Origin of the sequence: Paenibacillus pseudetheri, from assembly GCF_924513355.1 — a bacterium.
GTDB classification, from domain to species: Bacteria; Bacillota; Bacilli; order Paenibacillales; family Paenibacillaceae; genus Paenibacillus_AQ; species Paenibacillus_AQ pseudetheri.
In genome coordinates, this window is record NZ_CAKMAB010000026.1 from 59848 (window position 1) to 83781 (window position 23934).

The following is a 23934-nucleotide window of genomic DNA, read 5'->3' on the forward strand; positions in this document are numbered from 1 at the left end:
ATCTTAGTATTTTGGAAAGAGGGAAGCAGCCATGGAAAGAGTACGTTGTGACGGAAGCAATATTTGCTACAGTGATCAGGGGAAAGGCGAAGTTATTGTATTACTGCATGGCTTTTGTGGAAGTGCTGAATACTGGGAACAAGTCATTCCCATCTTAAGCAGCGACTACCGAGTGATTGCTCCCGATTTACGTGGTCATGGAGCTTCAGAGGCTCCACTAGGACCCTATACTATTGAACAAATGGCAGACGATGTTCTGGGCTTGTTAGATACACTAGAAATCTCTGAATGCACCATGCTGGGACATTCACTTGGTGGATATATTACACTTTCGTTCGCGCAGCGTTATGCCTCTCGATTGAAGGGCTTCGGATTAATCCATTCTACTGCATATCCGGATAGTGAAGAAGCTCGGGAGAATCGATTGAAAAGTGTCAGCAGGATTCAAAATGAAGGCATTACTCCTTTTGTGGACAGTTTCGTCCCAGGAATTTTTGCTAAAGCAACCGCTTCTGTAGCACCGCAGCTGCTGGAGCGAGCCAAAGAAATTGGTTACAAAACACCTCCACAAGGAGCAGCGGGAGCTGCACTGGCCATGCGCGAGCGGCCAGATCGACGTGATGTGATCACAGCTACCACGTTGCCGGTACTACTTGTTGCTGGCGAGCAGGATGGGCTGATTCCTCCGGAGCGCACCTTTACTTCGGATAAACCAAATATAACGCAAGCTACGATTTCTGGAGCAGGCCACATGAGCCTCTTTGAAGCTCCTGAACGGTTAGCTGAGGTTATTAAGGATTTCGCCCAAGCATCGGTTAGTATTAACAGCCATTCGTGATCGCTGAAATAATAATTCAAAAAGAGGCAGCTCCACGTCAAAGTAACTGGCGTGGGCTGCCTCTTTTTCCTATAATTGCTTTAGTGGCATAGCGTAGTGCAATGGTTTAAGATAAATGAATAAAGCACATATAATACAAGCTTCACAGTTATAGTTTGGAGAAGGGGGAAGTTCATGTTCCGAAGAGACTATATTGTCCGAATGATTGAGGATATGACAGCGATGGTTGCCAAGGTTCTAACGCTGAAGCAAGAGCGGAAGACAACGGAAGCCTTATGGGAAATTGATGAGCTATTGAACAGACATTTTCCGCTGAACTCACGTCTTTTAAATTCACTTTCTGTAGAAGATATTATAGATATGTTCCGTTTTAATGGTGTATTGGAGTCAGATAAGCTTCAGGGTGTAGCCAAACTGCTTAAGGAAGAGGGCAGCATTTATGCTGCAAATGGCGATCATGACGCGGCACTATTCAGAAGTATGAGAGCACTGCATTTATATTTGTACGCAGATTTGCACGGTGCTGATCGAGAAATGCTGCAGATGACAGAGGATATTAATGAACTTCTGGAGGAAGTCAAAGCGTATCGTCTTCCAGCCAAGACGGAACGGCTGCTTCTAGTTTATATGGAGTCGATCGGACATTATAGTAAAGCGGAGGACAGTTTGTATCGACTATGGGAGCAGGGGGAAGATGTCTCACTGGAAGGTGATGAGCTGTACAGACGGCTACTGCTTAAATCACCGGAAGAGTTGGAACAAGGCTCGCTTCCTATCCATGAAGTGGAACAAGGATGGAAGGAATGGAGCCGGATCACAGAAGTTCGGAGGGAGTCGGAAGCCTAAGGAATACCCCTTTTTGGCTATTCTACGCCATCGAGCACCATTGACCACGCAGGAAAGAGCAGATTAAGATATCTGGCCAAGCATGGATCGTAATTAGTAGTGAACTTCATATGAAGCCCTCCTAGGATAACTTTTGTAGAGCCGTGATATAATGGAACGATGATGGTTAGGAGACATAGATTCTCCATTTTTAATCCCGAAAGTGAGATGTGCGTTGTGGAATCTTTAAAAGCTCTTATTGAACAACTGATTAATGACCGTACCTTGATTATGGCTACCTTAAGCCAAGTGCGTAACAAAGGGGAGACCTGTACGAAGGTACAGATTAAACCTGTCGAACTAAAAGGTAAGCTGCATTATCAGTTTGCGTCCTATATTGGTACTAAGGTTGAACATCGCAACGTACCGGCAGAATTAGCAGCGGAGGACATGACTCTTTTATTTAGGGAATCATATCGACAAGGCTTGTTATGCACGGTGGAGGCGGATTATCAGGTGCTGGTTAGCAAGAAGTTCAAAGTATCCATCCTTACCAAGTCTCCAAGTAAAAAAGAAGAGCCAGATCTAGCGCACAACCGCCGCAAGCGTTATGTGCTGGAGGATGGAGAACCTGTGCCATTTCTTGTGGAGCTCGGCATAATGAACAGAGAAGGAAAAGTGCTGGCCAAGCGATACGATAAGTTCCGGCAGATCAACCGTTTCCTGGAGATGGTTGAGGATGTGCTTGCCGATCTGCCAACAGGACGGCCATTAACGATTGTTGATTTTGGCTGTGGTAAATCGTATTTGACCTTTGCTCTTTATCACTATCTGACCGTCCGCAAGAAGCGGCAGCTTAATATTATTGGACTTGATTTGAAAGCGGATGTAATTGAGCATTGTAATGAGCTTGCTGCGAAAATCGGTTATGATCATCTGAAGTTCCTTGTGGGTGACATTGCCGAGTACGATGAGCTGGATCAGGTAGATATGGTTATAACGCTTCATGCCTGTGACACAGCTACAGATGCTGCACTCGAAAAAGCAATACGTTGGGGCGCCTCCGTCATTTTGTCTGTGCCTTGCTGTCAGCATGAATTGTTCGCGCAGATTGAGAATGAAGTAATGAGTCCGATGCTGTCGCATGGGATACTTAAGGAGCGTTTCTCTGCCTTGGCTACGGATGCTATCCGTGCCAAATTGCTCGATATGATGGGTTATAGCAGCCAGCTGCTGGAATTCATCGACCTGGAGAATACACCGAAGAATATTTTGATCCGCGCCGTTAAAAGCTCGGGTGGTGATAACTCCGTCAAATGGCGTGAATACACCGCATTCCGTGATTTTATAGGGGCGAAACCTTACCTTGAGCGCGTATGTGCTGACTTGCTTCCGAGTGAAAGTTCGGTGCAGGGGTAGCGCGCATTTTAGGAGCGGTAAGTTGGTTAAGTTGTATTTTGTGCAGCTAAATACGCTCTGAGGTTGCTTTACTGTGAATTAGTTGCACTCTGTACACTTAAAAACGAACAATTCTCCCCATCTGGCGGGATTCTCCAAAAATAGTTGTACATTATGCAATTACATTAGGACGAAGTAACGAATATCAGAGGTTAGTTGTACTGTTTGCAACTATAAAGCTTTTTTGATGAGAATTGGGACGGTACAGCTCCTTCGTGGAGAGGTATCGTCCTTTTTGCATTCTAGTTTTGCGAAGGGCAAATGTGGAAAGGATAGAGATAACTTAACGAATATAGGGGTATCTAAATGTGGAGCGTTAACAGAGAGTGGAGACTGGATTCAATAATCGTATATTTTAGTGCAGCCTTAGTCATCGCAGCCGGAGCAGGAGCTTGTTTGCTGCGTGGATTTTTTTTTACAGAGGAGATGTACCTCTTTCTGACCCTATGGTTTGTGATGTGTTCTGCGGTTTTGCTTTATTTGTACATTGGAGTAGGCAAGTGGGGAAGTAGCGCAGGGGGAGCAAGTGGAGTACATAGAGCTTTGAAAATAATTTTGACTGCACCTTTAATAGTTCTATCACTCTATCTGATTCATTGGCTAAGAGAACCTCTTTCCGCACAGGGAACAATGAATGAAATATTACGGTGGGGCTTGTATGCTAGCTTTGCATTTTTGGTTTGTTTTTGCGCATTGAATCGGGTGGGGCGTCAGCTTATCATTGCTGCGTGGTCTATTTTGGGCATGTTCATAAGCATAAGTGCTTTGCTGGCAGTGTGCGGGGTGCTTGAGTTACCTTTCGCTATAGCCTACAGCAATTCATCGGAAGTAAGCATTACAGGTGCCAGATTAGCAGGGATGATGGAATATCCTAATGCCTTTGGTGCTGTGATGGCTGTTTTTCTATTGGAGCGGTTGTTTGCTGCCGCTACTTATTATGAAAGACCTAAGAAGAGTGTGAGGGTGTCGCCAGCAGGAGGTTGTGGTGTTGGGCGAGAGTATGAAAAGACAGGGATAGAGTATACCAGGTTGGGACATGGGAGTGAAAAGAAAGGGTCAAGATGCGTAGAGGTGAGACGGAGGAATAACAATACAGGCTCAAAGTGCGTAGAGGAGGAGCGTGGGAGTGAAAAGGTAAGCGTAAATGTAGGAGATGGGTGCGTAGGAGTGGAGCGGCCAGAAACGGGAAGCACGGCTGCCGCGCTGCTGCGCTTGCTGCCGCTGTTCCCGTACGCCGCCGCGCTGCTCCTCAGCGAGTCGCGCGGCGCGTGGCTGACGGCGGCTTGCGCCTGCGCCGCCGTCTTGCTCTGGAAGCGGCAGCTCATCGCGCCGCTTCTTGCCGCTGGCGCCGCGCCCGTAGTCGCCGCGGCGTTGCTTTACCGCCAACTGGCCCGTGCCGGGTTGGCGGTAGAGCCTTTGCCCGGCCTGCTGTTGCTGGCCGGGCTTTGGGCCGGCGCGTTGCTAGCCGGCCTATGGCTGTGCTGCCGCCAGCGCAGCGCGGCGGGCAGTGCCCGAGCCGCCATGCTGGCATTGGCGGCAGCAGGTTGGACGGCGGCGGGCACCGCCGTCCTCCTGCACGTGCGCGAGCGGATTACCGGACCGTCATCAACGGTATCCGCGCGTGGTTTGTTCTACCGAGACGCCTGGCGGCTGGCGGTAGAGGCACCTTGGCTGGGGCGCGGGGGCGAGACTTGGCGGAGTTCATACCTCGCCGCCCAAACTCGCCCTTATGTTGGCAGCCAGGTGCATAGCGGTTATCTCGACATCCTGTTGAACCTAGGGTTTGTCGGCCTCGCAGCCATACTGCTTATGCTGCTAGCAGCAGGCTGGCTGCTGGCTAAGAGATCGCCGCACCTGCTGCCGCCATTTTTGGTTATCGTTTTGCATAGCGCAGTCGATTTTGACTGGAGCTACGGATTAATCTGGCTACTGCTTTTTTGGCTGCCAGCCCTTGCCCTGTCCGAATATGAGCAGAAACATCAATCTGCGAATACCCGCTTTACGTCCATGAGTTTGCTCACCACTCATTTCGCATCCGCGAACCCGCTAATAACTCACTCGACGTCCGTGCCCCTGCAGCTAACATACTCAACATCCGGGACCCTGCGGCCGACTCACTCAACGTCCGCGAACCTCGGCACCACTATCCCTGCATTCGCGAGCCTGTCACATCCATATCCCCGCCGACTATTCATCACTGTCGCCTGCTGTCTTTGTCTCATGTTATCTGTATTGTCCCTTCATGCCGCACAAGGAGTGAGGTACTACCGGCAAGCGGTTCAGACGGTTGATCCCTCGTTGAAGGTAGATTTTCTAGAGCAATCACTAGCGTGGAATCCCCAGTCTTCTAAAACAGCTGTAGAATTATCCAAGTTGCTTACGGGTGAACAGAGTGTGGGTATTCTCCAGCAGAGTTTGCTATATTCCCCGGAGAATGCAACCTTAAGCTGGGAAATGGCTAGACGATGGATGTACAGTGATGATTCTGGAGCTGCACTATATTGGATACATCAAAGTATTCGGTTGGATAAATACAACAACACTAAGTGGGTCAAAGGGATCCATGGCATGCTTATGATGGGGCGTAAAAAGTTAGCGGAAGGGAACCGAATGGAGGCCATAAGCTGTATTGCTTCAGGGAATGAGCTATTGCGGCAGTATAGAGTGTTGGCGGAATACGAGGCTAGTAAAGGTGAGCAGCATAATGACCGAAAGTTCTATATGACAGAACAAGCCGACGACCTGAGTCGGCGGCTAAATATATTAGCTTCAAGATTTTAACTGACGCGAAATGATCCAAGAGTACAGCACAGGAACGATAATAGCAAGCACAAGTGCTGTAATAATAAGAGCCTGAGACAAGACTCCGCTCAAGAAGGCTCCCCCAAAAATAAGCAACCCACCGATCATCCACATTCTCCCGGAGAGACGATGTTTTTTTCGCCACACCTCTGGGCTGGAGAGCGTCCATGCTGTACGAACACCGAACAAATAATTATCCTTTACCTGTGGCATGAAGTTGCCGAGCGCAATAAACATCACTCCGACGGCTCTTATTGCAATTTTGCCCACATTAATCTCTTTACCGAGACCATAAGTAACCGTGAGCACGAGCATGAGATTAAAAGGCACCCCGATAGCGAGTCTGCTCATGGCATAGGCATTTTCTAATTTCTTATAATTTCCCGCTTAGGGTCGATGCTACGTGTGAACTGCATGATCAGCGGAAGCACAATACCCAGGATTCCGAACACAAAAATAGCTATATTTTTATCCCAGTATCTATTGACTTTACCCGTAATTCCCCACTGCGCGGGCAGCTCCTGTGGCAGCTTGCCATAATTGATTAAAGCATAAGTTAGTGAAGCTAAATCTAATATTACTATCAGTGTATCTTGCATCTCCATTTAAAATCCTTCATCCTCAATCAGCCTCCTTCTCAGAATCGATATTCTGACGGCTTTGCTTTCCGTCCAACGATTTGCTTTCAGTCTCCGTTTGCTTTCCCGTACCAGTAAGCTCGAGCAGCCAGCCAAGAACCTCTTCAGGAACCGTCGTATTTAATGAATACATAATGAATTGACCTTTTCGCTCATCCTGTACGAGATCGGCATGCTTCAGTCCCTTAGTAACCGAATGATGGCGACGGGTGCTACCGATTTTCATGGCACAAGAAAGTGGATGTATCATCAATGTAGCTTCGATCGGCGGCTTAGAGGGATCACGTGCAGGAGTGGCCTATACTGCCTCCAAGCACGCTGTCATCGGTATGACTAAAAATGTAGGGTATCAGTACTCGAAGCTTGGAATTCGCTGTAATGCTATAGCGCCAGGTGGGGTAAAGACGAATATTGATTTGTCTAATCCGAGTGCTTTTGGTAGTCAAAAGGCAGGATATGGTATGACGTCAATGCCGCGAACAGGGGAAAGCAGCGAGATCGCATCGATAGCCTTATTCTTGGCTTCAGATGCGTCGAGCTTCGTGAATGGGACTGTAATAACGGCGGATGCCGGATGGACCGCTTATTGAACGGCATTTATATTTTAGATAAATAGGTGTCCATTTCCATCTTCATTGCTGGTAGTGTACACCTTTTTTGGTTATACGGGTTGTTCTAACTCTTTTTAAGAGAGGTTCGATGTAGGGTAATGGCCTCGCCGCTGTAAGTAGATGTGATAAGGTTGCTTGTGCTAGAATAGGCTAAGAGAAACTGGAAAATAGAGCAGAGCGGCAGAGCTTTTAAAAATATAAGAAAGTATAAGTTTAACATCTATACTTTATGTTCTTATATTTCTCGCTTAAACGCTAAGCGTCTTTATATAGACGCCAAAGATGTTTATGCTAGATACATAGCCATATTCTGCGGAAAAGGGAGGAGGAGTACGGTTGCATGTTATTTCTGATCTGATCTCAACATTGTTTGAATGGATTCAGAGTCTTGGTTATTTTGGGATTATGATCGGACTTATGATTGAAGTTATTCCGAGTGAAATTGTACTGGCTTTCGGTGGCTTTTTAGTATGGAGTGGAGATATTAATTTTTTTGGCGCCGTATTATTCGGTACGATCGGCGGAGTCATTGCACAGATTTTTGTTTATTGGATTGGTCGTTATGGTGGCAGACCTGTTTTGGAGAAATACGGGAAATATATTTTCATTCAAAAGAAGCATATTGACCATTCGGAAGAGTGGTTCAATAAGTACGGGACTGGCGTAATTTTTACAGCACGTTTTATTCCGGTTGTTCGTCATGCCATTTCCGTTCCAGCTGGGATATCGAAAATGCCTTTAGGTAAGTTCACTTTGTTGACTACGCTTGCTGTTATTCCATGGAGTGCTTTGTTTGTATATCTGGGTATGACCTTGGGGAATAAATGGGAAGATATTGACAAAGTAGCAGCTAAGTATACCAACGAAATTATACTTGTAGCGATCGCTCTGATCATCATTTACTTTGTGTTTAAATGGTACAAATCCAAGAAAAAGGGGACTACAAAATGAAGCAGAATGTAGCTCATAAGTTTGGAAAAGGCCTAACACCGCGCCAATTCGTAGAAAGTATGACGAAGAATCAACAGGCTTTTGAATCCTGGTATGAGAAGTTTACTTGGGAAGATGAGAGCGATAAAGAATATTTCGAAAGTCTGAACCATCGCGACGATTTGCGGGTACTTATCCTAGCAGCGGATTGGTGTGGAGACGTAGTACGTAATGTTCCTGCTGTATTCCGTATTCTGGAGACGGCGGGAATGAAGACAGAGGTATTCATTTTGGAAGAGAATCTGGAGCTTATGGATAATTTCTTGACCATGGGTGGCAGATCTGTCCCAGTCGTGATTTTTGCAGACACTGGAGGATATGTGCTCGGACATTGGGGTCCTAGGCCAGAGCGTGTGCAGAGTATAATGAGAGAGTTCAAACGTGAGAATCCTGATCGTGAGGCCGCTGATTACGACAGCAAAATCGCAGAAGCACGTAAGGCCATGGGGCAAGCCTATGGGGAAGGAACGGAATATCAGGCAGTTATCGCAAAAGAACTGCGTAGTCTGATTTCCGGATTCTAGACCGATGCTAAATATACGTTCATTTAATCTGGGTCCGCTTCAGACGAATGCTTACTTACTGACAGGTGCGGATCCTGCGAAGGGTATCATCATAGATCCCGGTATGAATCCTGCTGCATTAGTGCGGAGTATCGAAGGGATGGAAATCGAAGCTATTTTGTTAACACATGCACATTTTGATCATATGGGCGGTGTAGACGAAATTCGTAAAGCTAAGAAATGCCCTGTTTATTTACATCCACTTGAAAGTGAATGGCTAAGCAGCCCCAAGCTGAACGGTTCACTAATGTGGTCGGAGGTGTCACCTCCTCTAGCTACAGATCCTGCGGAATATGATCTGGCAGAAGGGCAAGTTCTGCAGTTCATTGGACACACCTTCCGTGTGTACCATACACCTGGTCACTCTCCAGGTAGTGTAAGTTTCCTTTGTGGAAATGATCTATTCTCCGGAGATGTACTCTTTAAAATGGGAGTTGGACGCACAGATTTGCCTGGTGGTAGGGAACGGGATCTGTTCGATTCTATTCGTGGCAAGCTATACAAAATGGATGATGAAGTGAAGGTTTATCCAGGACATGGTCCACGGACAACCATTGGATTTGAAAAGATTCGCAACCCTTATGTTCCTCAATAGACGTTGGTTCTAGTAGAACCGACAAAAACCGAGGAAGTTTTAATAGACAAAAGACTACAAAAGAACTAGAATAAGGTTAATTAAATGTAACATTTACCTCGCGAAGCACGCAGACTGCGGAATTAATCCCGGTTTGCGTTCTTTTTTTGTCTTCATATAGGCTTAAAAGCATGGAGGGAAGTAGAATGGAGAAGAATATATACTACCCGCTAGACTACAGTTGGTATGACTCCAAGGAGAAATGGAACCATTTTTGCAGCAGTAATTGCCGATTTTTTTCGGAGTGTTCAGGAAAGGGTGGCTTTTGTTCATCCATAGAACGTAGAGACATACAATTTGAGAATAAGGAACTTCGTAATGGCTTACTTCAGGAGACCTGTGGGGTTTACAGGGGAGTACCAGTGGTTTCAGGAGGCGAGCTCAGAAGAACGCCTCTTTTTTGGCATTTTCCGGCAAGGGAAGGGATAATTCAGCCCTGGCGGCGCAAGTTGTGGGATCTCGAAAAATAATTATTATGCGGAATGAACGATTCATAATACATATTCGTATTACAAATAGAAACGGAATATTGAATGGAGGGGCAGATGAGCGATCAGTCGCTGGAGAGAATCAGACGGGCACAGCAGGGAGATACTTCAGCACTCTCTTCACTGCTGCGAGAACACTATACTTTTTTATTCAAATATTTAATCAAGGTGACCATGGACCCGTTGCTGGCAGAGGATCTTGTACAGGACACCATGGTCAGATGTATGGAGAAGATCAACACCTATAACGGAACTTCTTCCTTCTCCTCTTGGTTAATCACAATTGCCACCAGAATATTTATTGATCGCAAGCGGCGCTGGAAGCGTGAAGCGGAATGGAAACAACGGGAGCAACAGGAACAGGGAATCCGCTCGATTCGTTGGCGATTTGAGAGCAGGGGGGAAGAGTGGAGTGAAGTGCTGGATTCCCTCTCCAGATTGCCTTCTGCGCAAAGAGTGGCTGTGCTACTGAAGCATTACTATGGCTATAGTTATGACGAAATTGGCGAAATCCTGCGAGTTCCTTCAGGTACAGTCAAGTCGCGTGTATCCCTTGGTCTTAACCAACTACGAAAGGAGCTGAATGAGGATGGAGAAGGATAAAGATAAGGAGCCTGAGTTGTATTTGCATAAGCTTTCAGATGAGCTTGCCCGGTTAGATGCACAATATAATGACATCACACCACCTTCATTACAGGAACTGGAGAGGTTAATGGTTGATGCCTCTGTGCATAGAAAGAGCATGGAACGTAAAGAGCTGCTGTTATTCTGGGGCATATCGTTGATCCTGATCAGCATATTTCTATCCATTCTCGGTTCTGCACCGATGATCTATTGGATTATTCAAGCGATTATTCCTATTGCGGGACTCAGTGCTCTAGGAATAGCGAGGATCAGGAGAAATAGAGAAGGTGCACAAGAATGAATGAGCTACAGGATGTGCCTCTGTGGTTATGGTTATTGATGGCGGTCCTATTGATGCTGCAAGGGACACTGTTGTTCAGGGACGCAAGACGACGCGGAAGAAAAGCCTGGTTCTGGGGGCTATGGGCTATTACTACCGTTCCGTCACCCGCTTTGGTCTATTTACTTGTGGTCATTCTACCGGAAAGACGTAGGAGAAAGAAGTTGTAAAGGTCCAGGCTATGAGCTCGTTCCTTTCATAACACAAAAGGAGTGGTACTTCATGGAGGATGTAAATTGGGGTTTAATTATGCCGTTGATCATTTTGCAGGCTTTACTGGCTATTATCGGTTTGATTTCTTTAGCCAAAGCAGATAGAGTACGTGGTCCAAAATGGTTGTGGATTATAATCATAATTTTCGGAAATATATTAGGCAGCGTAGCTTATTTCACGATAGGAAGGAAAGATGTCTAATGTCACTCCTTCAAGTTACAAATTTACGTAAAAGCTATGGGGCGCATATTTCCGTACAAGATATAAGCTTTGATATTGAAAAAGGGAGATGCGTCGCTTTACTAGGACCCAATGGTGCAGGAAAGACGACCACACTACGTATGCTGGCGGGTCTTTTAGAACCCACCTCTGGAATGATTTCGTTTGAGGGGAGCCGTCCCGGAGCAGAATATCGCAGAGGACTAGGATATGTACCACAATCCCCAGCCTTTTACGGTTGGATGACTGGACAGGAATATGTTGTGTTTGCTGCAAAGCTTAGTGGAATGGGGGCTAAAGAAGCAACAAGCAGTGCTTTGGAATCGCTTAAGCGTGTTGGCCTCAATAACGATGCTCGCCGCAGGATTGGTGGATATTCCGGGGGGATGAAGCAGCGTTTGGGTCTCGCACAGGCACTTGTGCATCGCCCTCGACTGCTTATACTGGATGAGCCTGTATCAGCACTTGATCCGATCGGCCGCAGGGAGGTGATGGAATTGCTTCGAGAAATACGTGAAGAGACTACGGTAGTTTTCTCCACGCATGTGCTGCATGACGCAGAAGAGATTTGTGATGATATTATTTTAATGAATCATGGACGCATTGCTGAGCAGGGGTCTCTGTCGCAGCTTCGTTCACATTACAGCCTTCCTGTTATTCGTTTACGTACCGAGAAGCACAAAGAAGCCATTCAGTGGCTGGAATCTCTTGCCTCCAAGCCGTTTGTACTGGAGTCGCAGTTGTTTGGGGATCATGCTGTATTTAATGTGAATGATGTAGAAAAGGCCCGCCAGACGATTTTGCAAGAAGCAGCGCAGCTCGAAATTCCACTGCTGCAATTTGAAGCAGGCTCTTCCACATTAGAGGATTTATTTATGAAGGTGGTGGGCGTATGAGCAGCACCTGGGTCCTTTATCGAAAAGAAATGCTCGAGATGGCTCGCAGTTATAAGCTGATCTGGATACCTGTCGTGTTCATCATTTTAGGCATTATGCAGCCTTTAACCACTTATTATTTGCCGGAAATATTAAAAGCCTCCGGGGATGTGCCCCCAGGACTGCTTGAAGGGTATGAAATACCGAGTGCCGCTATTGTGATGGCGCAAGCACTGGGACAGTATGGAACAATTGGAATGCTGGTATTGGCGCTAGGCTCGATGAATATTTTAGCTGGAGAACGCTATAGCGGAACTATGGAATTAATTCTGGTAAGACCGGTTTCTCCCGCGGCAATAGTGATCGCTAAATGGACAGCTCAACTGACCCTGCTTGTTGTTGCGCTTGGATTGGGCGCAGCGGGTGCTGCTTATTACACGGAGCAGCTAATTGGATCACTTTCATGGGGCGATGTTATCGCAGCTTCTGGAGTATATAGTTTGTGGTTATTATGTGTTGTCTCGGCTACGTTGTTGTTTAGTGCCTTTTTAAGACCTCCAGTAGCCGCTTTTTTAGCACTGGCGTTAATGGCTGGATTGTCATTAGGCTTAGGCTTATTCCCTACATGGTTTGACTGGACACCCGCAGCACTTTCCGGGCTGTCAGCAGGAATTCTTACAGATGGAGAGGGCTTTAGAGCAGGTCCATATCTTTCTGCCGGTGTATTGATCATAATTTGCCTTGTTGGGGCTGCGCTTTTGACAAGAAAGAACAACTTTCCCGACTGATTATTAAGCTGTGCTGTATCGAATATAGTATATTTTAAAATATAAGAAAGTATAAGCTTCACACTATACATTATCCTTCTATTTCTCGCATAAACGCATATCGTCCTTAGGGGACGCCGAAGGCGTTATTGCTTGGTAGAATTATCAGGATCGTCTGGACTGCCGCTAGACAGTTCTATCTTTTTTTAGTAGACTGTTGAAATAAGCAAAATCATGATAGATTTTGGGGTCAGGAGGTAGGGCGATGCTGCGTTTAGGAGAAAAGATTGTCATTGTTGCGGACGCTTTTGAGCAGAGTCTTCCTATCGGGGAATACGGCTACCTAATTGCTTACGACCGCAATCCCGATAATGCGTTTGACTATGTTATACGTGTACCGGAAGCCAACAGGAACTTTTATGTTCCGGCTGAAGACATTGAGGCGGAAGAACATTTATTAGTAGCTGAGGCTGAAAGAGCAACGCATGAAGCGTTAATTGATTATGCTTTGTCCACGTACAATGAGAAGCTGTTTCATCATTTGATGAACGGTGAAGATATGGATACAGAAGAGACGGAAGCAACGTCAACCGAAAGCATGTCCCAAGCAGATTTCATCAAACAAGTGAATCTTAGAGCTTGGATTTAAGGAAGGCCGGCGAAAGCCGGCTTTTTTGTTATAACCCCATCATTGAATTGTCCAAGCTTCTACAATATAATTAAAAACGTTATCCGGGCGCTTTAGCCCTTTAAACAGGAGGGATTTATCTTATGAGCATTACCGTTAAAGATGTGCAGCATGTGGCCAAGCTGGCTCGTCTGCAATTGAGCCCGGAAGAAGAGGCAACCTTTACAGAACAAATGAATGCTATTTTACAATATGCTGAGAAGTTGAATGAGCTAGATACGGAGAATGTGAAGCCGACCACGCATGTACTGCAGGTCAGTAATGTGATGCGTGATGATGTTGTGAAGGAAAGCCTAACGCAAGAGGAAGCACTTCTTAACGCGCCGGATGATGAAGACGGACATTTCAAGGTTCCAGCTGTTTTGGAATAACTACATAATTAGAAAGGGGGAAGAATCTTGAGCCTGTTTCAAAATCGATTGCCTGAAGTACATCGCATGTTAACTGCTAAAGAAGTATCGGTCAGTGAACTGACTGAAGAATCGCTGGCGATTATCGCTGAGCGGGATAAGAAAGTAAATGCATTTTTGACCTTGAATGAGGAGGGCGCACGTGCATCTGCACGCGCTTTGGACGACAAACTGGCATCTGGAGCAGCACGAGGGTTGCTGTTTGGTCTTCCTACCGGAGTTAAGGATAATATTGTAACTAAGGGACTACGCACGACCTGTGCCAGCCAATTTTTGAACAATTTTCAGCCGATATATAACGCAACTGTAGCTTCTAAACTGCAGCAGGCAGATGCTGTAACGATCGGTAAATTGAATATGGATGAATTCGCAATGGGCGGATCTAACGAGAACTCAAGTTTTGGGCCTGTGCGTAACCCTTGGGATCTTGAACGTGTTCCTGGCGGGTCCAGCGGCGGATCTGCTGCTGCAGTAGCTGCAGGTGAAGTGTTCTTCTCATTAGGTTCGGATACTGGAGGTTCAATCCGCCAGCCTGCTTCTTATTGCGGCGTTGTAGGTCTCAAACCTACGTATGGCCTTGTATCACGTTACGGACTGGTGGCCTTTGCTTCCTCACTCGATCAGATTGGACCATTAACACGTAATGTAGAGGATTCTGCATATGTGCTTCAAGCGATTGCTGGTTATGATGCCCAGGACTCTACTTCAGCTAAAGTAGAAATTCCTGATTATTTGAGTTCTCTGACTGGTGATGTTTCCGGACTTCGCATTGCTGTACCTAAGGAATACTTGGGAGCAGGTGTCGATGCTTCTGTGCGTGAGACAGTCTTGTCCGCACTTAAGGTGCTGGAAGGAATGGGTGCTGTCTGGGAGGAAGTTTCGTTACCACATACGGAATACGCAGTAGCAGCTTATTATTTGCTGTCCTCTTCGGAAGCTTCATCTAACCTCGCGCGTTTTGACGGTGTGCGTTATGGTGCACGTGTAGATGAAGGCGGAGGATTGCTTGATCTATATCTTAATTCCCGCAGTCGCGGCTTTGGCCCTGAGGTCAAACGTCGTATTATGCTAGGGACTTATGCGCTTAGCTCCGGGTATTACGATGCTTATTATTTAAAAGCACAAAAAGTGCGTACTTTGATTAAACAGGACTTTGATGACATCTTTAAAAAATATGATGTGGTCATTGGCCCAACAGCGCCTACGACAGCATTCAAATTAGGTTCACAGACGGAAGATCCGCTGACCATGTATCTGAACGATATTCTCACGATTCCTGTGAGCTTGGCAGGTATTCCTGCCGTTAGCGTTCCTTGTGGCTTTGCGGAAGGCATGCCAGTAGGTTTGCAAATTATCGGTAAAGAATTTGACGAGAGTACGATTCTGCGTGTTGCTCACGCTTTTGAACAAAATACTGATCATCACAAGCAGCGTCCACAGCTGTAGTAAAGGAGGGAATGGGATTACTTATGTCTAAATACGAAACGGTCATCGGCTTAGAGGTTCACGTAGAGCTTCATACCAACTCCAAAATCTTTTGCGGATGCTCCACTGAATTTGGAGCCCCGCCTAACACACATACCTGTCCTGTCTGCCTGGGTCACCCCGGCGTATTGCCAGTGCTTAACAAACAAGCGGTAGATTACGCTATGAAAGCAGCGATGGCGCTAAATTGTACCATTGGTGATGTTAGTAAATTCGACCGCAAGAACTATTTTTACCCGGATTCACCGAAAGCTTATCAGATTTCTCAGTTCGATCAGCCTATCGGTTTGAACGGCTGGATCGACATTGAAGTGAATGGAGAAACGAAACGGATCGGTATTACTCGTCTTCATTTGGAAGAGGATGCGGGTAAGCTGACGCACGTAGATGGCGGTTTTGCGTCGCTCGTCGATTTCAACCGGGTGGGAACACCGCTTATCGAAATCGTATCTGAGCCAGACTTGCGCTCGCCAGAGGAAGCTCGTGCTTATCTGGAGAAAATCCGTGCCATTATGCAATACTGCGACGTATCCGATGTCAAGATGGAAGAGGGATCGATGCGCTGTGACGCGAACATCAGTCTACGACCAGCAGGACAAGAGGAATTCGGTATTAGAGCAGAGCTTAAGAACATGAACTCCTTCCGCGGTGTGCTGCGTGGACTGGAGTATGAACAATATCGTCAGGCTGAGATCCTGGATGATGGTGGAGTAGTTGTACAAGAGACCCGCCGCTGGGATGAAGCCCAAGGGAAAACTTTATCTATGCGTGGGAAAGAAGAAGCGCATGATTATCGTTATTTCCCTGATCCAGATCTGATCGTGCTGCATATTGACGATGCCTGGAAAGAATCTATTCGTTCGACGATCCCGGAACTACCGGATGCAAGACAAGCTCGCTACAGTGAAGAACTGGGTCTTACAGCTTATGATGCTGGCGTGATCACTTCCTCTAAACCGTTAGCGGACTTTTTCGAAGGATGTCTTACTTATACGCAGGATGCCAAGGCTGTAGCTAACTGGATCATGGGTGATCTGCTTGCTTATTTGAATAGTAATAACCTGGAATTGTCTCAGGTCAAAATTACGCCGCAAGGGCTCGGGGAAATGATCGGTCTCATTGCAGGTGGAACCATCAGTAGCAAGATCGCTAAAACGGTATTTAAAGAAATGCTAGAGAGCGGTAAATTGCCTGCTGAAATCGTTGAGGAAAAAGGTCTGGTACAAATCAGCGATGAAGGTGCCATTAAAGGAATTGTGGAAGCTGTCGTAGCTGCCAATCCACAATCAGTGGAAGATTATAAAGCAGGTAAACAGAAAGCCATCGGCTTCCTAGTAGGACAAGTTATGAAAGAAAGTAAAGGTAAGGCAAATCCAGGTCTTGCGAATAAACTTCTGATCGAGGTATTGAGCAGCTAACCTTTATTTGAAATATAAGAAAGTATAAGTTTTACACTATACTTATGTAATAAGCTAAGGGCTTGTCGGCAACGGCAGGCCCTTAGCGGCATATAAGGGGACTAGTAGGGATGAATACAATTATTAAGCTAAACCTCCAGGATGATAGTACCGTTAATGAACTATGGAGCCTCCAGCATAAGGCCTACCGACTAGAAGCGGAGTTAATAGGGTTTCGTGAGATCCCACCGCTTATGGAGACGAGAGAGATGCTCAGCCACTCTAAAGAGGATTTTTACGGCTGCTTTGATGAAGATGAAGAACTGATGGGTGCTATTGCTATAGAAGAAGAATCCCCGGGCAAACTCACGATTACGCGAATGATGGTGGGACCGGACTTTTTCCGCAGAGGTATTGCAAGCAGTCTCTTGGAATATGTATTTGAACATTTTTCAGGGATGGAGCAATACATCGTATCGACGGGGAAGCTAAACTTGCCTGCCGTTTCTTTGTACAGCAAGCATGGTTTTGTACCTATGGGATCGCAGGAAGTTGCTCCCGGTGTGGAATTGATTGATTTTTATCGGAGTGGTTCACTTTGAAGAAGCATATACACAGACCAATGTTTACGAAAGGAGGAGCCGAGATATGACAAATGATTCTGCAATGCTCTCAGCGCAGGAAGAGCAGCGGGGTTCAGCCGATCTTGAGACTACGGAGAGTGAGATTCAGAAGAAGATAATCCCTCCACGTCCAAAGCGGCGCCGCCGCAAACGCAAATTTATCGCTGGACTATTGGCAGCTCTCATCCCAGGAACTGGGCACTTATACTTTGGGCTTCTCCGCAAAGGAATTACCTTTATCTTCTTGATACTATTGGATATCTCAGCTTTAATTTATTTCTCATCCATTGGAATGCAGATTAATGTTCCATTGCTTATTTTACTTGCACTAATTATTCCGGCGATATATTTCTATAATGTGTATGATGTACTGCAATCAGCGGACAAGATTCTCCGTTACCCTGAAGATCAAGAGCTTGATGATCCTGTGGCAAAAATAACTACACCTCCTAAGCGTCGTAGTATCGTCAGTGAACCTGGCGTATCCTTTGGATTTCTACTTCTTTTAGGGGGAGCGCTTCTCATTCTGTTTCGCCAAAAGCCAGCATGGCTGCAATTTTTTATTGAGCATTACTCCGAAGTGGCCGTGTCTGCAGTTTTATTATGTGGTGGTATATATTTAGGAACGAGAGAAATTGTCAGAGGAATCGTTTGGCGCAAAAAAAATGAGTCTCATAACCGGCGTGTAGGAAGATATACGGCATCGGTCTTGCTTATTGCTATTGCCATTCCGTTGTTTCTGGATTGGAGAGACGGGTCAGATTATATGCTTTTATTCTTGAAGTGGTGGCCGGTCATCCCAGTGTTATGGGGGATTGAGTTCCTGTTCATGTATTTCTTCTCTGGTCGTTCAGGCTCTGTACAAAAGGGAAGAATCAGATTGGATTTACGCGGCCTTTTATCTGCTATATTGCTTGCTGCGAGTGTGTTTATCGTTGCCGAACAAGAACATTACTTATATCTGTGGAAAAATGTGAGTCTCAACCTTACAGCAGCTGCAGTCGACTATGGCGAGGCGAAGGGGAGCAAATTTCAAAAGGCTCCTCTTATTGTTCCAGTGAAGTTAAATACAGCCAAAATATCCGTTGATGGTATTAATGGGGATATTTTATTGCATCGGGCACCCGTAGATAATATTCAAATTACTACTACAGTCTGGGTAGATCAGTTGGAGGGTCCGATGGCTGAAGCCATTTCGGAGCAGTCCTTTGTGGAAGTTGTTGAAGGACCAACCATAAAAATCACTTCAAACAGCAAGGCGTACGGAGAATCAGGTAAGCGTCAGCCGCGAATGGATTTGGACATTTCTTTGCCGGAAGACCGTCGGTTTAACCTCGATGTTCGCACTATGAATGGTGGGATCACCCTGCAGAACATAGAAGCGATCGAAGGTATTTCGCTGGAAACGGGGAATGGAGAACTTATTCTTCATCGTATCTTTGGTAATGTGAAAGGGAAAACACTGAATGGAGCTGTGCGTGCGAGATCCGTCCAGGGCAGTGTTGATTTATCAACGAGCGGTGGCAATATGAATGCTTGGAATGTCACAGGGGCCTTGAAATTATCAACGGCAGTTGGCAATATCGGTGCAATCGGGAATGAAGCCGAGATCAATATTTCTAGCAAGAATGGTAATTTAGAGATTGACGGAGCCAGATCGAAGCTACATGCAGAATCCTTGAATGGTATCATCGATGTTCGTTCTCATGATGTCGGAGGAGACTGGGACATTTATAGTGCAGTTGGCGATATTCAATTGTATTTGCCGTTGTTAGGGAACTATAAGTTGAATGGCTCAAGTGGATATGGCGATATTATTTCAGATTTACCTAACTTAGCCATTGATAAGAAGAAGATATCTGGTGAAGTGGGCACAGCTGAGTTCAAGGTTCAGGTTGAGGGGAACAGCAACTTAAATGTGAGAGGTTATTGAAAAAAGTAATTTTTCTTATATAATAATGAGTATAATGTATCGACTTCGTTGACAAGATTGAAAACCCAGTCTTACAATTATAAGAAATATTTTTTTATTTTTAAATTTAAAAGGCGGTGACAGTTATGGGGAGTGGCGTACAACATGCATTGGAACAATTAAAAACAACAGGTGTCCGTATAACGCCCCAGCGTCATGCGATTCTTACGTATTTGATGGAAGCAATGAATCATCCTACAGCTGACGATATATATCGGGCATTAGAGCCTAAATTTCCGAGCATGAGCGTGGCAACCGTATATAATAATCTCAAGATGTTTATGGAAGCTGGCATGGTTCGTGAGTTGACCTATGGGGATAGCTCCAGCCGTTTTGATGCCAATGTGTCTGATCATTATCATGTTATATGTCAGCAATGCGGTAAGATTGAGGATTTCAGTTATCCTTCGCTTAGGGATGTAGAGCTGCATGCTGAGCAAGCTACAGGCTTTAAGATTACAGGATTGCGTATGGAGCTGCATGGATTTTGCAAAAGTTGTAGAGAGAAGCAGCATTAAGACTAGAATAGAACGGTATCAAGGCGATCTACCAAGTTATCACAATAAACGTGCGAAATCCGAAAGCGGAGGACTCACGTTTATTTTTTTGAGAATATAAGGATGACAACGTCGTTTCAACTTGAATGTAACAATTTGTAGAATAAATGACTATTTTCTACTGGTTATACGAAACCAAGTGGATGTTATAATCGTAATGTTAGACTCTATTAAAAATCATATTATTATTTGGAGGATATATTTTGGACAGAAGACTGGGACAGAGGCGCGTCAAAAAGCGCGGAGGTTTTTTTAGGCGTTTGTTTGGACTTTTAATCATTGTAGCAGCAGCATATTGGGTAGTGTTTTATGTATTGCCAAATCGTCAGCATATAGATGTAGACTGGAAAGCTCAAGCGCATCCCGTCTTTGTAAAAGGAGAGCATACAGGTTATTCTGCCTCGGGGACTGGGGATAGCATGTTGTTACCATTACCATTGTTGCAAGAGTATGTGGATCCTTCCATTCGTTATGAAGAGAAGACGAAATCGGTCATCTTATCAACGGATAGTGAGCTCCTTTACATGCAGGAGGATAAAACCGATGCTAGTCTGAACAATCGTCCGCTGCAGCTGCGCTTAGCGCCTGAAGTAAAGGAGAAAGTGACCTACCTTCCTGCGGATGTATTAGAAGATCTATATGGGTTTGAAATACAGGAGGATACAAATTCTGGTGCAATCCTACTAATGACGGCAGGAGAGACTGTCTCGCTAGGAAAAGTTAAAGGTGAAAAAGGAGACAAGTCAGTAGCTCTACGAAATGAGGCATCCATTCATGCACCTATAGTTGCGGATATGTCTCCTGGGGCAGTCGTGAATATTTGGAATGAAGAAAATAAGGACTGGCTGTTTGTACAATTAAGCAGCGGGTATGCAGGTTATGCCAAGGCAAGCGACATTGTTCGGGATGGTCAAAAGACAGTGGAACCGAAAAAATCCACGCCAACACGCGCTGAACGTAACTGGAAAGGGAAGTCAGTGAATTTGTATTGGGAGGCTGTTTACCAACGCAAACCTAACCCAGAAACCTTCGGTGAGCTACCAGGCGTTAACGTGACTAGCCCAACCTGGTTTAGTATTATAGATGGTGATGGCAATGTGCGCAGTCAGGCCGACAGTGCGTATGTGCAGTGGGCGCATGGGCACGGATTAGAGGTATGGGGGTTGCTTAGCAATAGCTTCGATCCAGATATGACTACTGAGGCATTGTCCAGCTATGAGAAACGGATGAATGCAATCGTACAGATCATAGAATATTCGGATTTATATAATTTGGACGGAATTAATATCGACTTTGAAAATGTGTATACGAAAGACGGAGAGAATGTCACTCAATTTATGAGAGAGCTAAAACCGATGGCTCAGGCTAAGAATCTAATCGTCTCCATAGACGTGACACCTAAATCCAATAGCGAGATGTGGTCGGCATTCCTTGATCGTAAGGCTCTTGGGACATTAGTCGATTATCTAATAGTAATGGCTTATGATGAACATTGGGCGGCTAGCCCTATCGCGGGCTCTGTTGCCTCCTTACCTTGGGTAGAGAATTCAATAAGCCGGATCATAGAGGAAGACAATGTACCGCCTGAGAAGGTGATTTTGGGGATACCGTTGTACACCCGCATCTGGACTGAGGCTCAAGTAGATGGCAAGACAAAGGTAAGCTCTAAATCGGTTAGTATGAATGCCGTTGAAAAAATTATCAAAGAGAAGAAGCTAACTCCTACATTTGATAAGGATGCTGGGCAGAATTACGTAGAGTACAAGGAAGATGGTGCTCTTAAGAAAATATGGATAGAAGATAAGGTGAGCTTAAAGTCAAGAGTTGAGCTTGCTAAGTCCATGGGGCTTGGAGGCATCGGATCATGGAATCGCAGCTTCAGTAATCCTTCTGCGTGGGAAGCATTACAAGAGATTCATAAGTAATCATAATTTCATTTATAACAAACAAAGAGGCTCCCATATCGGGAGCCTCTTTGTTGTATTAGCAAATATTTGAGTGCATTTTAACTAGTTAGTAATGAGCCTCTGTAAGGTGTGTTTAGTGGTTTACTTGCTGATGCTCAAGCTGATCTGCAGTAATAGTGGCCTCAGCCGGATCCATAGTAAGAATGGTGTGGCAGAACATACAGCGGTCTGTTTTGCCGAGCATCTTGGTCAGCTTGTGACACTCCGGGCACTCTAACTGAACTGCACTCGTTGACAGCATGCCAGCCCAGAAATAGATCGCAAGACTTGCCATCATGGAAATTAAACCGATTACAAGTCCGATTCCAGCAAATACTTTCCCAGTCGATCCCCAGAATACGATACCTGCTGTACCCAAAACCATAAGTCCCATTCCGAGCATTGTGAGCAGTAATCCCCATGTGCGAAAAGCGTTGATCTTAGCCGTTTTAAACTTCATGAGTGTTTGCTCCTAACTAAATATAGTTGGGTTGTCCAGAAGGAACTGTCTTTCATATGTAGAATAATAATTATAACTGAATTATAACTGACTGGACGCAAATTCGCCAAATTTAATGGAGGGAAGCATGGAATTATCCAATGTAACTTTGTTGAGTGGAGAAACGTTTGAAGAAAATGTTTTAGGAGCTGTGGCTTTGCGGCAGAAAGGGAGTACTCCCTTTCAAAGCGCGCTACTTCACGATTTTGATATGGTTGTGTTAGTTTTACATGAGGAACGGGATTTAGAACATATTGTTCGCCACACCATTGCCGGTAACACACGGACCCAGTCAGTCCATATTGGCCTTTCCGCTTTGGAGCGGGCTGTCATGGCGGGAAATAATAACGAGCTCCTTACTAGTTTGATGATTGGGGAAGTGATCTGGGATCCCAAAGGAATACTAGGGGATATGCGCCGGGAGATTTTACAATTTGAAGGGCCTCTTAAGGAACGAGTTGAGTTCATGGAGTTTGCACGATTCTTGCATTTGTATGTGAAATCTAAACGATATATAGAAGCTGGCTACATTATGGATGCGTATAACTGTGTATTGATGGCTCTATATCATTGGGCAAGAATAGAAGTGAGTGAGTCTGGTTCATTTCCAGAGCCGGCTGTTTGGGAGCAGGTTAAAAGTATGAACACTTCGGTTCATAAACTATATGAGGAACTAACCATTAGCACGGAGACCTTAGAACAAAGAGTAGAGCTTGTTCTTCTGGCATGTGAATTTGGGATCATGTCCAAAATGACGGATTGTTGTGCATTGCTTTTCAATATTCTGAATAGCCGTAAGGAAGCGTGGAGTATAAAAGAATTACTACAGCATTCTGGCCTGTGTCAATTAGAGGCTGAGTTGCCCCTAGTTTTACGAAAGCTTGTTTCTCGTTCGCTAATCCGTGAGATTACTTTATGGGCTGACGGTCATGGGGGAGAGGGTCATGCGATCCGATATACCTTATAGAGAAGAAATTGGATGCAGGATTTGCCGGTAATCTATAGATAAAACAAGTAGGGATAGGGAGAGGCTGAGCACTCTCTTTTTTGTTTGCTCTCTATTATGATACGCTCATATTTATTCTAATAAATTTATGGTTGACTCTTTCCTAGTTCATGTGTTAAATTATAACTCGTCCCTCTGACACAGAGATGTGCTTTCGAAAACATTCGAAAGACAACCGAAAAAAGAAATTAAAAAAAAGGTTGACTAAAACGAGGACGCTGTGATATATTATAAAGGTCGCTGCTGAACAACACAACGACGAAATGAACAGCTTGATCTTTGAAAACTGAACAACGAGTGAGTAGGAAATCACGAAAGTGAAATCCAAAACTGATGAGTTTCACGGCGTATTTTACGCTTTTGAAATTTCATCGTGAGAATTAATTTTCTCGTCAGATGTTTCAAAATGAGCATATCGCTCTTTTCAATACTAATTGGAGAGTTTGATCCTGGCTCAGGACGAACG

The 23934-nt window shown here is 45.2% G+C and carries 27 protein-coding genes and 1 pseudogene; 24 read left to right on the top strand and 4 right to left on the bottom strand.

What is annotated here, in order from left to right:
• Window positions 1-31: 31 nt before the first annotated feature.
• The 4 genes from L1028_RS20535 (at window position 32) to L1028_RS20550 (ending at window position 5902) form a co-directional block, all read left to right on the top strand.
• Window positions 32-838, top strand: coding sequence for an alpha/beta fold hydrolase (locus tag L1028_RS20535; RefSeq protein WP_234538948.1), 807 nt, complete (start codon window positions 32-34; stop codon window positions 836-838).
• A 174-nt stretch (window positions 839-1012) separates the two neighbouring features.
• A complete protein-coding gene (locus L1028_RS20540) occupies window positions 1013-1684 on the top strand; it encodes a DUF6483 family protein (protein ID WP_234538949.1) in 672 nt (223 codons plus the stop codon).
• Between the two features lie 207 nt (window positions 1685-1891).
• Complete coding sequence (locus L1028_RS20545) at window positions 1892-3082, top strand: class I SAM-dependent methyltransferase (protein ID WP_234539056.1); 1191 nt, start codon at window positions 1892-1894, stop codon at window positions 3080-3082.
• Between the two features lie 345 nt (window positions 3083-3427).
• A complete protein-coding gene (locus L1028_RS20550; protein ID WP_234538951.1) occupies window positions 3428-5902 on the top strand; it encodes an O-antigen ligase family protein in 2475 nt (824 codons plus the stop codon).
• Here the strand turns inward: L1028_RS20550 and L1028_RS20555 are convergent.
• The 3 genes from L1028_RS20555 to L1028_RS20565 are packed head-to-tail and all read right to left on the bottom strand — an operon-like array spanning window position 5891 to window position 6787.
• The gene (locus tag L1028_RS20555) at window positions 5891-6274 is read right to left on the bottom strand and encodes an SdpI family protein (protein ID WP_234538953.1); all 384 of its coding nucleotides are present in this window, start codon (window positions 6272-6274) and stop codon (window positions 5891-5893) included. The genes L1028_RS20550 and L1028_RS20555 overlap by 12 nt on opposite strands.
• Before the next feature lie 14 nt (window positions 6275-6288).
• Entirely contained in the window at window positions 6289-6528 is a 240-nt protein-coding gene (locus L1028_RS20560; RefSeq protein ID WP_234538955.1) for a DUF1648 domain-containing protein, read from the bottom strand.
• 16 nt (window positions 6529-6544) lie between these two features.
• A complete protein-coding gene (locus L1028_RS20565; protein ID WP_423803069.1) occupies window positions 6545-6787 on the bottom strand; it encodes a hypothetical protein in 243 nt (80 codons plus the stop codon).
• Here L1028_RS20565 and L1028_RS20570 point away from each other — a divergent pair.
• The 19 genes and pseudogenes from L1028_RS20570 to L1028_RS20660 form a co-directional block, all read left to right on the top strand.
• A pseudogene (locus L1028_RS20570) lies at window positions 6765-7151 on the top strand (SDR family oxidoreductase); the annotation flags it as partial. The gene L1028_RS20565 and the pseudogene L1028_RS20570 sit on opposite strands and share 23 nt — an antisense overlap.
• 357 nt (window positions 7152-7508) lie before the next feature.
• Window positions 7509-8123, top strand: coding sequence for an undecaprenyl phosphate transporter UptA (uptA, locus tag L1028_RS20575; protein ID WP_042191826.1), 615 nt, complete (start codon window positions 7509-7511; stop codon window positions 8121-8123).
• Window positions 8120-8686 carry a thioredoxin family protein gene (locus tag L1028_RS20580; protein WP_234538957.1) on the top strand — a complete coding sequence of 189 codons (567 nt, stop codon included), beginning with the start codon at window positions 8120-8122 and terminating at the stop codon, window positions 8684-8686. The genes uptA and L1028_RS20580 overlap by 4 nt, the downstream gene beginning before the upstream one ends.
• A 4-nt stretch (window positions 8687-8690) precedes the next feature.
• Complete coding sequence (locus L1028_RS20585; protein ID WP_094872421.1) at window positions 8691-9320, top strand: MBL fold metallo-hydrolase; 630 nt, start codon at window positions 8691-8693, stop codon at window positions 9318-9320.
• Between the two features lie 185 nt (window positions 9321-9505).
• Window positions 9506-9829 (top strand): hypothetical protein, encoded by a 324-nt coding sequence (locus L1028_RS20590; protein ID WP_234538959.1) that lies wholly within the window; start codon window positions 9506-9508, stop codon window positions 9827-9829.
• A gap of 75 nt (window positions 9830-9904) precedes the next feature.
• Window positions 9905-10450, top strand: coding sequence for an RNA polymerase sigma factor SigY (sigY, locus tag L1028_RS20595; protein WP_149644899.1), 546 nt, complete (start codon window positions 9905-9907; stop codon window positions 10448-10450).
• A complete protein-coding gene (locus L1028_RS20600) occupies window positions 10437-10772 on the top strand; it encodes a YxlC family protein (RefSeq protein WP_234538961.1) in 336 nt (111 codons plus the stop codon). The genes sigY and L1028_RS20600 overlap by 14 nt, the downstream gene beginning before the upstream one ends.
• Window positions 10769-10981, top strand: coding sequence for a hypothetical protein (locus L1028_RS20605; protein ID WP_234538962.1), 213 nt, complete (start codon window positions 10769-10771; stop codon window positions 10979-10981). The genes L1028_RS20600 and L1028_RS20605 overlap by 4 nt, the downstream gene beginning before the upstream one ends.
• Window positions 10982-11033: 52 nt before the next feature.
• Complete coding sequence (locus L1028_RS20610; protein ID WP_234538966.1) at window positions 11034-11225, top strand: PLDc N-terminal domain-containing protein; 192 nt, start codon at window positions 11034-11036, stop codon at window positions 11223-11225.
• Window positions 11225-12139 carry an ABC transporter ATP-binding protein gene (locus tag L1028_RS20615; protein WP_234538968.1) on the top strand — a complete coding sequence of 305 codons (915 nt, stop codon included), beginning with the start codon at window positions 11225-11227 and terminating at the stop codon, window positions 12137-12139. Before L1028_RS20610 ends, L1028_RS20615 begins: the two co-directional genes overlap by 1 nt.
• Window positions 12136-12906: an ABC transporter permease subunit gene (locus L1028_RS20620; protein WP_234538970.1), complete on the top strand. Its 771-nt coding sequence runs from the start codon at window positions 12136-12138 to the stop codon at window positions 12904-12906. Before L1028_RS20615 ends, L1028_RS20620 begins: the two co-directional genes overlap by 4 nt.
• A gap of 244 nt (window positions 12907-13150) precedes the next feature.
• Window positions 13151-13534: an ATPase gene (locus L1028_RS20625; protein ID WP_234538971.1), complete on the top strand. Its 384-nt coding sequence runs from the start codon at window positions 13151-13153 to the stop codon at window positions 13532-13534.
• 122 nt (window positions 13535-13656) lie between these two features.
• Window positions 13657-13944, top strand: coding sequence for an Asp-tRNA(Asn)/Glu-tRNA(Gln) amidotransferase subunit GatC (gatC, locus tag L1028_RS20630; protein ID WP_042131015.1), 288 nt, complete (start codon window positions 13657-13659; stop codon window positions 13942-13944).
• 27 nt (window positions 13945-13971) lie between these two features.
• Window positions 13972-15429 carry an Asp-tRNA(Asn)/Glu-tRNA(Gln) amidotransferase subunit GatA gene (gatA, locus tag L1028_RS20635; protein ID WP_234538980.1) on the top strand — a complete coding sequence of 486 codons (1458 nt, stop codon included), beginning with the start codon at window positions 13972-13974 and terminating at the stop codon, window positions 15427-15429.
• A gap of 11 nt (window positions 15430-15440) precedes the next feature.
• A complete protein-coding gene (gene gatB / locus L1028_RS20640) occupies window positions 15441-16886 on the top strand; it encodes an Asp-tRNA(Asn)/Glu-tRNA(Gln) amidotransferase subunit GatB (RefSeq protein ID WP_423803070.1) in 1446 nt (481 codons plus the stop codon).
• Between the two features lie 110 nt (window positions 16887-16996).
• On the top strand, window positions 16997-17467 hold the full coding sequence (locus L1028_RS20645; protein ID WP_149644906.1) for a GNAT family N-acetyltransferase: 471 nt from the start codon (window positions 16997-16999) through the stop codon (window positions 17465-17467).
• A 46-nt stretch (window positions 17468-17513) separates the two neighbouring features.
• The gene (locus tag L1028_RS20650) at window positions 17514-19421 is read left to right on the top strand and encodes a DUF4097 family beta strand repeat-containing protein (RefSeq protein ID WP_234539008.1); all 1908 of its coding nucleotides are present in this window, start codon (window positions 17514-17516) and stop codon (window positions 19419-19421) included.
• A gap of 125 nt (window positions 19422-19546) precedes the next feature.
• Window positions 19547-19978, top strand: a complete 432-nt coding sequence (locus L1028_RS20655) for a Fur family transcriptional regulator (RefSeq protein WP_234539028.1) — start codon at window positions 19547-19549, stop codon at window positions 19976-19978.
• Between the two features lie 242 nt (window positions 19979-20220).
• Window positions 20221-21942: a glycosyl hydrolase family 18 protein gene (locus L1028_RS20660; RefSeq protein ID WP_234539030.1), complete on the top strand. Its 1722-nt coding sequence runs from the start codon at window positions 20221-20223 to the stop codon at window positions 21940-21942.
• Window positions 21943-22057: 115 nt separating this feature from the next.
• Here L1028_RS20660 and L1028_RS20665 read toward each other — a convergent pair whose 3' ends face one another.
• Window positions 22058-22423 (bottom strand): DUF2614 family zinc ribbon-containing protein, encoded by a 366-nt coding sequence (locus tag L1028_RS20665; RefSeq protein ID WP_234539039.1) that lies wholly within the window; start codon window positions 22421-22423, stop codon window positions 22058-22060.
• Window positions 22424-22550: 127 nt separating this feature from the next.
• On the opposite strand from L1028_RS20665, the gene L1028_RS20670 reads away from it, so the two are divergent.
• A complete protein-coding gene (locus L1028_RS20670) occupies window positions 22551-23429 on the top strand; it encodes a nucleotidyltransferase-like protein (protein ID WP_234539041.1) in 879 nt (292 codons plus the stop codon).
• Window positions 23430-23934 lie beyond the last annotated feature (505 nt).

Coding starts and splice junctions, on each gene's coding strand:
- L1028_RS20535 (WP_234538948.1), top strand. CDS start 32: ATGGAAAGAGTACGTTGTGACGGAAGCAATATTTGCTACAGTGATCAG.
- L1028_RS20540 (WP_234538949.1), top strand. CDS start 1,013: ATGTTCCGAAGAGACTATATTGTCCGAATGATTGAGGATATGACAGCG.
- L1028_RS20545 (WP_234539056.1), top strand. CDS start 1,892: ATGTGCGTTGTGGAATCTTTAAAAGCTCTTATTGAACAACTGATTAAT.
- L1028_RS20550 (WP_234538951.1), top strand. CDS start 3,428: ATGTGGAGCGTTAACAGAGAGTGGAGACTGGATTCAATAATCGTATAT.
- L1028_RS20555 (WP_234538953.1), bottom strand. CDS start 6,274: ATGAGCAGACTCGCTATCGGGGTGCCTTTTAATCTCATGCTCGTGCTC.
- L1028_RS20560 (WP_234538955.1), bottom strand. CDS start 6,528: ATGGAGATGCAAGATACACTGATAGTAATATTAGATTTAGCTTCACTA.
- L1028_RS20565 (WP_423803069.1), bottom strand. CDS start 6,787: ATGAAAATCGGTAGCACCCGTCGCCATCATTCGGTTACTAAGGGACTG.
- L1028_RS20580 (WP_234538957.1), top strand. CDS start 8,120: ATGAAGCAGAATGTAGCTCATAAGTTTGGAAAAGGCCTAACACCGCGC.
- L1028_RS20585 (WP_094872421.1), top strand. CDS start 8,691: ATGCTAAATATACGTTCATTTAATCTGGGTCCGCTTCAGACGAATGCT.
- L1028_RS20590 (WP_234538959.1), top strand. CDS start 9,506: ATGGAGAAGAATATATACTACCCGCTAGACTACAGTTGGTATGACTCC.
- sigY (WP_149644899.1), top strand. CDS start 9,905: ATGAGCGATCAGTCGCTGGAGAGAATCAGACGGGCACAGCAGGGAGAT.
- L1028_RS20600 (WP_234538961.1), top strand. CDS start 10,437: ATGGAGAAGGATAAAGATAAGGAGCCTGAGTTGTATTTGCATAAGCTT.
- L1028_RS20605 (WP_234538962.1), top strand. CDS start 10,769: ATGAATGAGCTACAGGATGTGCCTCTGTGGTTATGGTTATTGATGGCG.
- L1028_RS20610 (WP_234538966.1), top strand. CDS start 11,034: ATGGAGGATGTAAATTGGGGTTTAATTATGCCGTTGATCATTTTGCAG.
- L1028_RS20615 (WP_234538968.1), top strand. CDS start 11,225: ATGTCACTCCTTCAAGTTACAAATTTACGTAAAAGCTATGGGGCGCAT.
- L1028_RS20620 (WP_234538970.1), top strand. CDS start 12,136: ATGAGCAGCACCTGGGTCCTTTATCGAAAAGAAATGCTCGAGATGGCT.
- L1028_RS20625 (WP_234538971.1), top strand. CDS start 13,151: ATGCTGCGTTTAGGAGAAAAGATTGTCATTGTTGCGGACGCTTTTGAG.
- gatC (WP_042131015.1), top strand. CDS start 13,657: ATGAGCATTACCGTTAAAGATGTGCAGCATGTGGCCAAGCTGGCTCGT.
- gatB (WP_423803070.1), top strand. CDS start 15,441: ATGGGATTACTTATGTCTAAATACGAAACGGTCATCGGCTTAGAGGTT.
- L1028_RS20645 (WP_149644906.1), top strand. CDS start 16,997: ATGAATACAATTATTAAGCTAAACCTCCAGGATGATAGTACCGTTAAT.
- L1028_RS20650 (WP_234539008.1), top strand. CDS start 17,514: ATGACAAATGATTCTGCAATGCTCTCAGCGCAGGAAGAGCAGCGGGGT.
- L1028_RS20655 (WP_234539028.1), top strand. CDS start 19,547: ATGGGGAGTGGCGTACAACATGCATTGGAACAATTAAAAACAACAGGT.
- L1028_RS20665 (WP_234539039.1), bottom strand. CDS start 22,423: ATGAAGTTTAAAACGGCTAAGATCAACGCTTTTCGCACATGGGGATTA.
- L1028_RS20670 (WP_234539041.1), top strand. CDS start 22,551: ATGGAATTATCCAATGTAACTTTGTTGAGTGGAGAAACGTTTGAAGAA.